Origin of the sequence: Rhizobium sp. BK112 (assembly GCF_014193215.1) — a bacterium.
In the GTDB taxonomy this organism is placed as follows: Bacteria; Pseudomonadota; Alphaproteobacteria; order Rhizobiales; family Rhizobiaceae; genus Rhizobium; species Rhizobium anhuiense.
The window spans coordinates 171,160-183,420 of sequence record NZ_JACHYZ010000011.1 but is presented as its reverse complement, the minus strand read 5'-3'; the positions used below and the strand labels follow the sequence as shown (position 1 = coordinate 183,420).

Below are 12,261 nucleotides of genomic sequence, written 5' to 3'. Positions count from 1 at the left end.
TGCATCGCAGTGCGGAACTGGTCCGCTGCCTGGCGATTGCCCTTTCATTCTAATACCAGTATAGATCCAGGAGTATTCCACAGAAAAAACTGAATGTGCCGCGGACGGTATCGGGAGAACTCATGGCGACAGATGAACTGATCGAAGCGATTGGTAAGGAATTGCAGGTGTCAGCATCCGGTCTGCCGCTCTACAAGCGACTGAAAGCGGCGATCGAAACCGCGATCCTTTCGAATACACTTAAGGCCGGCGCCGTTCTGCCTGGAGAGCGTGTTCTGGCCGAGACGCTGTCGCTTTCCCGGGTGACAATACGCAAGGCGCTGGCGCTGCTCGAGGAAGAGGGTTTCCTCAATCGCCGCCACGGCTTCAAGACGGAAGTCGGATCGCGCGTCGAAAAATCCCTTTCCACGCTCACCAGCTTTTCGGAAGACATCCTCGCGCGGGGGCTCGTTCCAGGATGTATATGGCTTTCCAAGCAGATAAGCCGCCCGTCTCCGACCGAGATGATGGCGCTCGGCATTGCTGGCAATAGCAATATCCTGCGCATGAAGCGTATCCGCACCGCCGATGGCGTGCCCATTGCGGTCGAGACCTCAACGGTGCCGGTTCGCTTCATACCTTCGGCCAACATGGTCGGCGACTCTCTCTACGAGACGCTGGAAACGCGGGGCTTCCTGCCGCAACGCGCCGTACAGCGCATGCGTTCACGCGCGGCCTCGGTGGAGGATGCGCAGCATCTCCACTGCGACGCCGGAGCGCCGTTGCTGATGACGGAGCGCCGTTGTTTCCTCGGCGATGGCCAGATCGTCGAATACTGCGAGAGCCGCTATAAGGGCGACGTTTACGACTTCGTCTTCGAATTGAGGCGATAATACCAGTTATAAACTGGTTGTAATCTGGTATTTTCCAACTATCGTGATGCCGAAATGGAGTGTCACGATTGCAGCGCGACGACATCAAAAAGAGCCTTATCGTTTCCTGCCAGCCGGTTCCGGGCGGTCCTACGGACACGGCTGAATTCGTGACGGGGTTCGCCAAGGCCGCCGTCGATGCCGGCGCAAGAGCGTTGCGGATCGAATCCATCGCCTATGTGAAGGCCGTTCGTCCGGCCGTGAACGTGCCGATCATCGGCATCGTCAAACGCGATCTCGATGACAGTCCGGTGCGTATCACGCCGTTCGTTGCCGATGCCGAAGCGCTGCTCGATGCGGGCGCTGATATCGTCGCCTTCGACGCCACGGATCGCCTGCGTCCCGTCTCCGTCCAGAAGCTGGTGCAGGCGATTAAGACAAGGGGCAAGCTGACGATGGCCGACTGTTCGAGCCTCGAAGATGCGCGCAACGCCCTGGCGGCCGGCGTCGATTTCGTCGGCACCACGCTGTCCGGCTATGTCGGCGGGCCTGAGCCTGTCGATCCGGATATCGGCCTGATCACAGCCATGCACGCGCTGACGCCTTATGTCATAGCCGAGGGTCGTATCCGCACGGTGGAGCAGGCTGCCGCCGCAGCCAAGGCCGGGGCTTTTGCCGTCGTCGTAGGCTCGGCGATCACGCGCACCGAGCACGTGACGTCGTGGTTTCGCGACGCCGTCGCTGCGGCCTATGATGCCGACGATACCCAAACGGCGCTTGCAATCGATATCGGCGGCACGAAGACGATGGTGGCTCTGGTCAGGGGCGGCGAAGTGCTGGCTGAAATTACGGTGCCGACGGTGCGGGATACGGGCCCCGATGCCTGGCTTGCCATGATCGCCGACTCTATCCGATCATGGACGGATCGCTATTCGCGTGTCGGCATCGCGGTGACGGGCTTCATTCAGGATGGATGCTGGTCGGCGCTCAATCCGGCGACGCTCGGCATTCCCGATCGCTATCCGCTGGTCGATAAGGCGACGGCGACCTTCGGTAAACCGGTTTTTGCCGTCAACGATGCGCAGGCGGCCGCCTGGGGAGAATACAGGTTTGGTGCCGGCGATGGCGGCGATCTGGTGTTCCTCACCATCTCGACCGGCATCGGCGGCGGCATCATCGTCAACGGGCGCCCACTTGCCGGGCTTGCCGGTCATTTCGGGCTGATCCGTGGTCCGTCCGCCGGGCAGTCGCCTTTGGAAGACCAGACGTCGGGCCGCTGGATAGCGGCCGAGGCTGCAAAGGCCGGGCATCAGGCGACCGCCGCCGAGGTTTTCGAGCATGCCAACAGCGGTGAGGCCTGGGCCGAGGCGATCATCTCGCAATCGGCATTCCGCGCAGCGACGCTCTGCTGCGATATCCAAATGATGCTCGATCCCAAGCATATCGTCATCGGTGGCGGCATCGGCCTTGCAGCGGGTTACCTCGACCGGATTCGTGATTGCCTTGCGGGTATCGACGCCCGGCTGACGCCCGTTCTCGTACCTGCCAGGCTGGGCAGCCGTGCCGGCATCGTCGGCGTGGCGAGCCTGGCAGTGCGACGTGACTGAATAATTCCAGAAAACATGGATTCAGACGTAACAATAAGAGAAAGGGAACTACGATGACATTGAACAGAACGTCCTTATCAGCCCTTGCCCTGCTTCTCGCAAGCGTTGCTTTGCCGGGCACCTCGAATGCGACAGTGACCGTTCTTGGCTGGCCGGGTGGTTCGGAAGAAACGGCGCTTCGTGCGACCGCCGAAGCCTACAACGCCACTGCAGGCATCAGCGACGCCGACAAGGTCGAACTCTTATTCTTCAACCGGGAGGGCTTCTACGACAAGCTGCAGGCCGACATGGCAGCGGGGTCGACTGCCTTTGACATCAACCTCGTTGCCACCTACTCGATCGGCCGTTATGCGCCGTACATGGAGCCAGTCGACCTCGGTAGCGATGCCGCAAAGACGTTTGGCGAATCCGTGCTGAAGACCATGCAGTTCGACGGCAAGCAATATGGAGTGCCGACAGATCTGTCGCTGCACTTCATGTATTATCGCAAGGATCTGATCGATGCGCTGATGAAGGACGATGCGGCAAAGGCGAAATATGCTGAAATCTCCAAGCAGTATCTCGGCAAGGAATTGCAGCCGAAGGACCCGGATAACTGGACCTGGGACGACTGGGCGGCAACGGCTCTCTACTTCTCGAAGCAGGTGAATTCCGAAAGCCCCGTGCGTTATGGCACCGTATTGCAGATGAAGAACCTGCTCTTCAACATGATGGTGTTCCAGTCGCTGCCGCGCTCCTATGGCGCAGACTGGACCGACAAGGACGGCAATGTCACCGTTGATTCCGATGCCTACAAGACTGGCCTTGAACTCTACAAGAAGCTTTACGACGCCGGCGCTTCGCCTAAGGATTCGCTGAGCTATGAATATGCCGAGACCAATGCCGCCTACGGTGCCGGGCAGGCTGCCACGGCACTTCAGTGGAATGCCGCTGCGGCGGATCTCACCAATGCCGAGAAAACCCCCGCAGTTGGCGACGTCACCGGTATTGTGGCACCGCCGGCCGGGCCGAACGGACGCGCCGACCATATTCACGGTCTTGGTCTCGGCCTCAACAAGAACGCCAAGAACAAGGACGGCGCCGTCAAATTCCTGAAGTGGCTGGCGACCGAGGATGCGGCCCTGCTCTATGCACGCAGCGGCGGCTCTCCGGCTCTTGCGCCCGACGTGGTGGCGAAAGTCGCCAAGGAACGTCCTGATCTCGTCAAACTCGGCGAGTTTGCCAGCAGGTACGGCTACGTGATGAACGGTGCGACTTCGGCTAACGCACTCTCCGTCTACGAATTGCAGGCGAAAGAGTTCACCGGCTACTGGTCGGGCCAGCAGAGCCTTGATGACGCGCTGGCTCATGCGAAGGCTGGCATGCAGGACCTCCTGAAGAAGTGATATTCGCCGGATGCCCTGTCTTTTGCAGGGCATCCGGCCCCAGCCGGCGGATCGAAATGGCCATAGTAAGACGTGCCGAGGGAAGAGCCTATCTCACGCCGCTCGTGGGTTTCCTGCTGCTGTTCCTCGGATTTCCCGCAGTCATCAACATCATCTATTCCGTCTCGACGGTCGATTTCCAGACCCTGCGAAGTCCGACGCTGAGCGGCTTCGGCAATTACCTGGCGGTGCTTGCCGATCGGGATTTCTGGCGCGCCATTTTCTTTTCGCTGCGCTTCGGCATCTTGACGGCGCTTATCGAATGCCTGCTCGGCCTGTTTCTTGCGATTTTTCTGGCGCCTCTTCTGTCAAAGCGCTCGGTCCTTATGGCGCCCCTCATGCTGCCGCTCATGGTGGCGCCGGCCATGATCGGACTGATGTATCGTCTGGTGCTGCACGAATTTGCCGGGCCGGTGCCCTATTATCTCTTCGAGTGGTTCGGCGACAGCCCGGCCTTCCTCGACGTCGCTCACGCATTCTGGACGCTGACCGTGGTCGAAACGCTGCAATGGACGCCGTTTGCCTTTCTGCTGTTTTACATGGCCTATGTCGCCGTGCCGCTCGACGTGCGCGAGGCGGCCGCCCTCGACGGCGCGTCGGCAATCAAGCTGCTTTGGTTTATCGAACTGCCGCTGATGCTGCCGACACTCATGATCGCCTTCTTCATTCGCTTCATCGACGGCTTTCGTGTTTTCGACAACGTCTACGCGTTGACCGGCAGCGGTGCGGGCGGCTCGACCATGTCGCTGTCGATCTATATCTATCAGGCATTTTTCAAGGAGGGTGCGATCGGCAAGGCGGTGGCGGCTTCCGTTGTTCTCTTCCTTGCCTCGCTGCTCGTGCTCTATAGCCTCAACTGGCTGGCCGGCCGCAGGAGGACGTGAGCGATGATGAACACACTCCGCTGGATTGTTTTTGCAGCCGCAGCTCTTGCGATGAATTTTCCGATCATCGTCACGCTCGTTACGTCGTTCAAAAGCGCCCGCGAACTGTCGGTCAATCCTGGTTTGTGGATCAGCCAGCCGACTCTCGAAAACTACCTGCGGGTTTTAACGCAGACGGACCGTTTCAATATCTATTCCTACCTCTGGAACAGCACCGTCGCTTCGTTGATCGGCACGGGGCTTGCGATCATGCTCGCCTTTCCCGCGGCCTATGCGATCGCCAGGAGCGAAGCGGGCAAGCACACGCTGCTGCCGATCATCGTCAATCTGCGCGCCGTGCCGCTGATCATTTTCGCCATCCCGCTCTACATGATGTACCAATGGCTCGGTTTGCTCGATACCCAGCTCGGTCTCGGCCTGATCCTGACCATCGTCAACACACCGCTGGCGCTTGTCATTCTCGTCAATGCGATTTCCGACGTCCCGCTCGAACTGGACGAAGCGGCAAAGGTGGACGGCGCGAATTCGTTTCAGATCATGATCCGCATCATTCGGCCGGTCGTGCGTCCTGCACTGGTGACGACCTTTATCTTCGGCTTTATCACCGCCTGGAACGAGTTCCTCTTCGGTCTGATGCTGACGACAAACAAGGCGGTGCCGATGACCGTTGGCGCTTCCTTCTTTTTTGCGGCAAGCGGCGGCGGCGTACAATGGGGGACGGCATCGGCCGTGATGATCCTCGGCGCGCTGCCTCCAGCCTTTCTAGGCCTCCTCATGTATCGGCAGATTTCCGGCTCGATGATCTCGGGTGCTGTCAAGGGCTAGTATCCGTTCAAGGCATTCATCCTGCCTTGTCACAAGACATAATGGGCGGTGGCGATATTCTCATATCCCGCCGCGTCCTGTAGGGTGCGGTATTTGCAGGCCTATGAGAAAATTTCAGAGCGATCGATGAAGAAGACCTTCAATCCGGCCTCGGTGCGCCGGCCTTTCGGGAATTACAATCACGGCCTGCTCGTGCCGCCCGGCGCATCGCTGTTGGTCACTTCGGGCCAGTTAGGTATCGGTCTCGACGATACTGTTCCGAGCGACGTGGCCGCGCAGGCGGAACTCTGCTTCGAGGCGATCAAGGCGATCCTCGAAGAGGCGGAGATGAGTTTTGCCGATGTCATCCGCATTTCGGGGTTCGTCACCCGGCGCGAAGACTTTCCGGCCTATATGGCCGTGCGGGATCGCTATACCCTCGATCCGAAGCCGGTTTCCACCTTGATCGTCGTCGGCGGCTTTACGCGGCCGGAATTCTTCGTGGAGGTCGAGGTGACGGCGGCGAAGATTTTTTAAAAGCGCTCCATCGCGTCTCCGACGCGGGTGAGGAATTTTGCCCGCGTCTCCGGCGTGCAATTGTTCATGTCGTAATGGGCGAGGAAGGTCACCGGCCTTACCGGATTGATCTGCGCCCTCAGCACTCTCTTGACGATCTTCTTCGGCGGGTTGCCGGCGGCGAAAGCGCGGAAGGGCGTTGCGCCGTAGGTCAGGACGGCGGCGAGTTTGCGGATGTGGCGCAGCCGCGATTCCACCTTGCCATTGACCAGTTCGAAGGAAACGCCCGGCAGCCATACGCGGTCGAAATATCCCTTCAGGATTGCCGGAAAGCCGAAATTCCAGATCGGGGTGCAGATCACCAGCCCCTCGGCCGCCTTCAGCCGCTCGACATGCGATTCCACCAGTTTCAGATTTTCCGGATAGTCGTGATAGACGAGCCGGTCGCGGCGTGAGAGCACCGGATCGAACTGCTCTTCGTAAAGGTCGCAGCCATCCACCGTATGCCCGGCCTTCTCAAGGCTCTCGACGGTCTGCCGGTAGAGCGCCTTGCCGTAACTTTCCTCGACCGGGTGAGAGTGGAGGACGAGAACCCTCATGAAGCCTCCATCAGGGCCGCGAGACCGGGGAAGAGATAGTTCTTGCCGGCGTTGAAATCGAAATCGGGATTTTCCCAGGCAATCATCTTGCCGGGATTGAGCAGGCCTTTCGGATCGGTTTCCTGCTTGAAGGCAAGCTGCACCGTGTCGGTGCGCTTCATGCCGCCTTCCTCAAGCGTATAGCGGTGCGGGTTGAAGATCGGGCATCCATTGTCCTGGTGGATCTTGATGATCTCTTCCAGCCGCTCCTCGGTGGTATAGCGCACTAGCGGCAGGCCGGAGCACTGGATCTGACCGTCGAATTTGATGAATTCGAGATGACCCGGCACTTCGTCGCCGAAGATCTCCACCATCTTCCGCACCTTGGCGACATGGTCCGGTCCCGGATACTGCACCTGCAGATAGGTGAAATTCGGATCGACCTTGAGGGCGCGCAATGTCGTGTGGTTCCAGGCCAGCTCATAGGCATGCGGAATGCCGCGCATGCTTTCCACCGTGTCGGAGCGGAACATGATCTCGCCCTTCTGCGCCGCGGTGAAGGCAAGAAAGGCATCCAGGGAGTGCGGCGCGATCATCAGCACGACGATCGACTGGCCCTGACGGATGTAGGGCTTGTGGCGGGTGAAATAGTCGTAAGGAATGGGAGCCGCGATCGGCGCGATCTCTTTGACGAGGATGCCGTTGCATTTGGCCAGCGCGTCGGAAAAGCGCACCGCGTCCATGAAGTCGTCATAGCCGACCAGCACATCGACCCAGTCATAGGCAGGCGCAAGCGGCATCTCGATCTCGGTGATGATGCCGTTCGTGCCGTAGGCGTGGCTGACTTTCTGGAGATCCCAGCCGGTGAGATCGAGCACACGTGGCTCGGCCTCCATGGTGACGACGCGCAGGCGCAGGATGTTGCCAAGGTCGCGCAAGCCGCCCCAGGTGATCGAGCCGACGCCGCCCGAACCGCCGGCGATGAAGCCGCCGACCGTCGCCGTCTGGGCAGTGGAGGGGTGGAAGCGCAACTCCTGGCCGGAATGGGCCTTGGTCTGCTTGTCGAGCTGGGCAAGCACGATGCCGGGTTCGCAGACGACGCGGCCGGGATGGATCTCCTTGATCTTGTCCATGGCGGCAAGATTCAGCACGATGCCGCCGGAAAGCGGCATGGCCTGGCCGTAATTGCCGGTGCCGGCGCCGCGCGGCGTGACCGGCACGTCGTGGGCATAGGCGATCTTCAGCGTCCGGATGACCTCGTCCTCGGTCTTCGGCGTGACGACGAGATCGGCGGAAACATTGTCGAGCTGCGCCTTCAGGATCGGCGAGTACCAATAGAAATCCCGGCTCTTCTGGCGCACGAGCGCCGGATTGTCTTCGACGGCGATGCCTTCGAGTTCCTTTTTGATCTTCTGATAATCGGCCATGTCAGGCTCCAACGACGCTATCGAGTTCACGGTAATCCGGCAGGCTGCGGTCGATCACCTTGCCGCGACGAAGCACGACGCGGTCAGACTGCGGACGGGAAAGGAATTCACTCCAACGCCGCGCGCTGAAGAGCACGAGATCGGCCGGATCGCCGGCGGCGATGCGGCCCTTGTCCGGCCGTCCGACGATGGCGGCGGGCGAGGTGGTGACGACACGCGCCGTGGTATCGAGCGGGTGGTCGAGATGCAGAATCCGCACGGCCTCGCGGAAGACCTCCACCGGATCGAGATCGCCATAGGCATAGAAGGGGTCGCGGGTATTGTCGGAGGCGACCGCGGTCGCGACACCGGCGGCGGCCAGCTCGTGGAACAGGGTGACGCCGCGCCAGCGCGGGGTGCGGCCGGCATAGCGGTCCTGCAGATACATGTTGCACATCGGCAGCGCGATGACCGCTATGCCTGCCTTGGCGACCAGCTCGACCGTGCGCGCGGCGGTGTCTTCGTCCTGGCGGGCGAGCGAGCAGCAATGGCCGGCGGTCACCTTGCCCTCGAACCCGTTGCGCAGCACGGCCTCGGCGATCGCCTTCAGCGTCTCGGCGCCGCGATCATCCGTCTCGTCGACATGCAGATCGACATCCAACCCATGCTCTGCGGCAGTCCTGAAGAGCGTGTCGAGCTGCCAGATGAGCTCCGGCCCCATGCGCGTGACGCCGCCAAGCAGGCCGCCTGTTTGCCGGACGACGGTGACGAGATCGGTAAAAAAGGAGCTGTCCGCCATGGCGTCCAGCGGGAAGAGGGCGACGGCCTGCAGCGCGATCCTCTCCTTCCAGGCATCGCGGATTTCGGCAAAGACCTCGAAGGAGATGCGGTGCTGGGGCGCCAGCGAATCCAGATGGGTGCGGATCAGGCTGGTGCCGTGGGCATAGGCGGAGCGCAGCGAGAATTCCATGCGCCGTTTCACGTCCGCGGCCGACCAGTTGGCTTCCCGGTCGGCCCTGACGGCATCGAGCGCGCCCATGAAACTGCCGTCGGGATTAGCCTGACGCGGCCAGATATGGCCCTTGTCGAGATGGGTGTGGATATCGGCAAAACAGGGCCAGACCATGCCGTCCTTGAGATCGATCCTGGCATAATCGGCGGGTGCGGCGCCAGCCGGCCGGATGGCGGCAATCGTACCGTCGCTGATGACGATATCGACCGTGGCGAGTCCTTCCGTAACCGGCACGTCGACAGGCTCGACGGTGACGGCGGGCACCGTCGCATTGCTCAGCACGAAGCGGGCCGCATTTGGCGGGGATATGAAGGAATAGGTCATCAGTTTTCCCGTTTGATGCTGCTTTCATGCCAGCGGTGGAGGCTCAGCCAGGCGATGAGGGTGGTAAGGCCGAAAATGGCGACCCCAAGCATGGAGAGCATCAAGAGCGCAGCGAAGAGCCGCGGTATGTTCATCCGGTACTGCGCTTCCAGCAGGCGGAAAGCGAGGCCGGAGCCGGCGCCGGCGGAGCCCGCGGCAAATTCGGCGACGACGGCGGCGATCAGCGCAAGGCCGCCGCCGATGCGAAGACCGGTCATGAAATAGGGCTGGGCGGCTGGGATCTTCAGATGGATCAGCGTCTGCCAGCGCGAGGCGCCGTAGAGTTCAAAGAGGTTGATGAGGTTATGGTCGACGCTCTTCAGGCCCTGCACCATGTTTGACAGGATGGGGAAGAATGCGACGAGGAAGGCGCAGATGAGCAGCGCCACCTGCGTGGAGGGAGCGTAGATCAGGATCAGTGGCGAGATCGCCACGATCGGCGTCACCTGCAGGATCACGGCGAGCGGATAGAAGGCGATCTCGATCCAGCGTGATTGCACGAGAAAGATCGCAAACCCCACGCCGCCGATCAGCGCCAGTATCAGCGAGATGAAGGTAATCTGGGTCGTGACCCAGAGGGCAGGCGCAAGCGTACCCCAATCATTGACGAAGGCTGCCGCCACGGCGCCGGGTCCGGGCAGGATGTAAGGCGGTACGCCCGAGAGCACCACGTAAAGCTCCCAGATGATGATGAGCACGGTGATGACCAGGAAAGGCACGGCGATGCGCAGTGCCAGGTCGCGCCGCCCGACGTTCGCCGGTTTGGCGACGGACAGGGATGCGACTTCGGCAGTTTGGATGCTTTCGACGCTCATCAGTGCTCCTCCGATCCGCCGATCGCCTCGATCAACGAACGCGATGCCGTCTCGCAGGCCTGCCGATATTGTTCCGAGGTTCGATAATGCGAATCCCGCTCGAGGCTGGTCATCAGCGGAAAATCGGCATGCACGCGGCCGGGTCTCGCCTTCATCACCACGATCCGGTTGGAGAGGTAAGCGGATTCGAACACCGAATGCGTCACGAAGATCACAGTGATACCCGTCGTCTGCCACAGCCGCAGCACGTCGTCGTTGAGCTTCTGGCGGGTGATTTCGTCGAGCGCCGCAAAAGGCTCGTCCATCAGCAGCAGCTTCGGCTTCGTCACCAGCGCACGGGCGATCGATACGCGCATCTTCATGCCGCCGGAAAGTTCTCGTGGATAGGCATCGGCAAAATCTTGAAGACCGACGGTCGCCAGCGCTTCCACAATCCGGTCACGGGCTTCCGCCTTTGAAATCCCCCGCAGTTTCAGCGGCAGGTAGACGTTGCCGAAGACGGTCTTCCACGGCATTAGCGTCGGCTCCTGGAAGACGAAGCCGATATCGCCCTCGGGCAGGCCTTTCGAATTGATGCGTGAACTCGGCCAGTCGATCTTGCCCGCGGTGATGTCTCCAAGGCCGGCGATGATGCGCAACGCCGTGGACTTGCCGCAACCGGAAGGGCCGAGCAGGCTGACGAACTCGCCGCTTTCGACCGTCAGCGACATGCCTGAAAGGGCTGTCGTGCCGCTGGAAAAGACCTTCGACACCGATTGCATGACAACCAGCGGCCGCTTTTTCGTTTCCTTCGAAGGCACCGCCTTGATTTCGGCTAGGGACATATTCTCGCTCGTTTGTCGAAGGGATGCGGTCCGCCGCCAGGCAGGCGGCGGACCTGGCCTGGGAGGCTTATTTCTTCAGCGCCATTCCGGTGCCCTTGCACACGAACTTCGTCGTAAAGGCCTTGGTATAGTCGGTATCGGTCTTGAACACCTTGATGGCGGTCATCTCGTCGAAGAACTTCTTGTAATGGGCGTCGGTGATGCAGCCGATGCCCTTGTCGAGGCTGTCGCCGGATTCGATGATGCCGTATTCCTTCATCTTGGCGATCGAATAGGCGATCTGGCCGTCCGTTATTTCAGGATTGTCCTTCTTGATCAGTTCGTTCGCCTTGGTGTTGTCGCCGTAGAGGTAGTTGTACCAGCCTTCGATCGAGGCATCGACAAAGCGCTGCACCACATCGGGCTTGCCGTCGATCATCGCCTGCGTCGTCGTGATCATCGTCGAATAGGGCGAGTAGCCGTTGTCGGCGAGCAGGAAGACCTTCGGCTCGAAGCCTGCCTGTTTCTGGATCTCGTAGGGTTCCGATGTCAGGTAGCCCTGCTGGGCGGAGTCCTTGTCTGCGAGGAAGGGGGCGGGGCTGAAGTTATAGGGTTTGTACTGCTCGTCCTTGAAGCCTTTGAAGTTGGCCTTCATCCATTCGAAATAGGTGAGGTAGCCGTCCTTGCTGAGGAACAGCGTCTTCAGCTTGGCGAGGTCCTCGAACTTGTCGACGCCGTTATCCGGATGGGCGATCAGCACCTGCGGATCCTTTTGGAAGATCGCGGCGACATCGACCAGCGGAATGCCCTGCTCCACGGCGGAAATTTCTCCCTGCGGACCGCCCATGTAGAAATCGAGCTTGCCGGAGATCAGGAGCGCGCTGTTTGCCGCATTCGGGCCGCCCTGGACGATGGTGACGTCGAGGCCGTATTTCGCATAGGTGCCGTCGGCGACGGCCTGGTAGAAGCCGCCATGTTCAGCTTGGGCAAGCCAGTTCGTCCCGTAGCTCACCTTGTCGAGGGCAAGCGCCGGCGAGGCGGCTGCAAGCATCGCGGCAAGGCCGAGGCAGCTCAGGAATTGCGTCTTCGTCAGTGCTTTCAACATGGTCGGCAGTTCCCCTTTTTAACCGAAGGAAGCCTTGGTCGGCTCCCTTTTAAGGGAATTTGAGCCATTGCGTTGCGCTTTGAAAAGCATCAA

Annotated in this window: 12 protein-coding genes; 6 read left to right on the top strand and 6 right to left on the bottom strand. The window is 60.6% G+C overall.

Going from position 1 to position 12,261, the window contains the following annotated elements:
- Positions 1-122 precede the first annotated feature (122 nt).
- From FHT75_RS26980 to FHT75_RS26955, 6 genes are all read left to right on the top strand, one after another.
- Positions 123-872 carry a GntR family transcriptional regulator gene (locus FHT75_RS26980; RefSeq protein WP_028756722.1) on the top strand — a complete coding sequence of 250 codons (750 nt, stop codon included), beginning with the start codon at positions 123-125 and terminating at the stop codon, positions 870-872.
- Positions 873-940: 68 nt separating this feature from the next.
- Positions 941-2,458: a putative N-acetylmannosamine-6-phosphate 2-epimerase gene (locus FHT75_RS26975; RefSeq protein WP_063474062.1), complete on the top strand. Its 1,518-nt coding sequence runs from the start codon at positions 941-943 to the stop codon at positions 2,456-2,458.
- A 53-nt stretch (positions 2,459-2,511) separates the two neighbouring features.
- Positions 2,512-3,843, top strand: a complete 1,332-nt coding sequence (locus FHT75_RS26970; RefSeq protein ID WP_063474063.1) for an extracellular solute-binding protein — start codon at positions 2,512-2,514, stop codon at positions 3,841-3,843.
- A gap of 56 nt (positions 3,844-3,899) precedes the next feature.
- Positions 3,900-4,766: a carbohydrate ABC transporter permease gene (locus tag FHT75_RS26965; protein ID WP_028756725.1), complete on the top strand. Its 867-nt coding sequence runs from the start codon at positions 3,900-3,902 to the stop codon at positions 4,764-4,766.
- Between the two features lie 3 nt (positions 4,767-4,769).
- Positions 4,770-5,591, top strand: coding sequence for a carbohydrate ABC transporter permease (locus FHT75_RS26960; protein WP_028756726.1), 822 nt, complete (start codon positions 4,770-4,772; stop codon positions 5,589-5,591).
- A 126-nt stretch (positions 5,592-5,717) separates the two neighbouring features.
- The gene (locus FHT75_RS26955; RefSeq protein ID WP_028756727.1) at positions 5,718-6,107 is read left to right on the top strand and encodes a RidA family protein; all 390 of its coding nucleotides are present in this window, start codon (positions 5,718-5,720) and stop codon (positions 6,105-6,107) included.
- Here the strand turns inward: FHT75_RS26955 and FHT75_RS26950 are convergent.
- The 6 genes from FHT75_RS26950 to FHT75_RS26925 all read right to left on the bottom strand — a co-directional run bounded on the left by FHT75_RS26950 (position 6,104) and on the right by FHT75_RS26925 (position 12,168).
- On the bottom strand, positions 6,104-6,685 hold the full coding sequence (locus FHT75_RS26950; RefSeq protein ID WP_028756728.1) for an NAD(P)H-dependent oxidoreductase: 582 nt from the start codon (positions 6,683-6,685) through the stop codon (positions 6,104-6,106). The two genes, FHT75_RS26955 and FHT75_RS26950, sit on opposite strands and share 4 nt — an antisense overlap.
- The gene (locus FHT75_RS26945; RefSeq protein ID WP_047616731.1) at positions 6,682-8,091 is read right to left on the bottom strand and encodes an FAD-binding oxidoreductase; all 1,410 of its coding nucleotides are present in this window, start codon (positions 8,089-8,091) and stop codon (positions 6,682-6,684) included. The genes FHT75_RS26950 and FHT75_RS26945 overlap by 4 nt, the downstream gene beginning before the upstream one ends.
- A 1-nt stretch (position 8,092) precedes the next feature.
- Positions 8,093-9,406 carry a cytosine deaminase gene (locus FHT75_RS26940; RefSeq protein WP_183845265.1) on the bottom strand — a complete coding sequence of 438 codons (1,314 nt, stop codon included), beginning with the start codon at positions 9,404-9,406 and terminating at the stop codon, positions 8,093-8,095.
- A complete protein-coding gene (locus tag FHT75_RS26935; protein ID WP_183845266.1) occupies positions 9,406-10,260 on the bottom strand; it encodes an ABC transporter permease in 855 nt (284 codons plus the stop codon). The genes FHT75_RS26940 and FHT75_RS26935 overlap by 1 nt, the downstream gene beginning before the upstream one ends.
- A complete protein-coding gene (locus FHT75_RS26930; protein WP_183845267.1) occupies positions 10,260-11,084 on the bottom strand; it encodes an ABC transporter ATP-binding protein in 825 nt (274 codons plus the stop codon). Before FHT75_RS26930 ends, FHT75_RS26935 begins: the two co-directional genes overlap by 1 nt.
- Positions 11,085-11,151: 67 nt before the next feature.
- Positions 11,152-12,168, bottom strand: a complete 1,017-nt coding sequence (locus tag FHT75_RS26925) for an ABC transporter substrate-binding protein (protein WP_028756732.1) — start codon at positions 12,166-12,168, stop codon at positions 11,152-11,154.
- Positions 12,169-12,261: the final 93 nt, after the last annotated feature.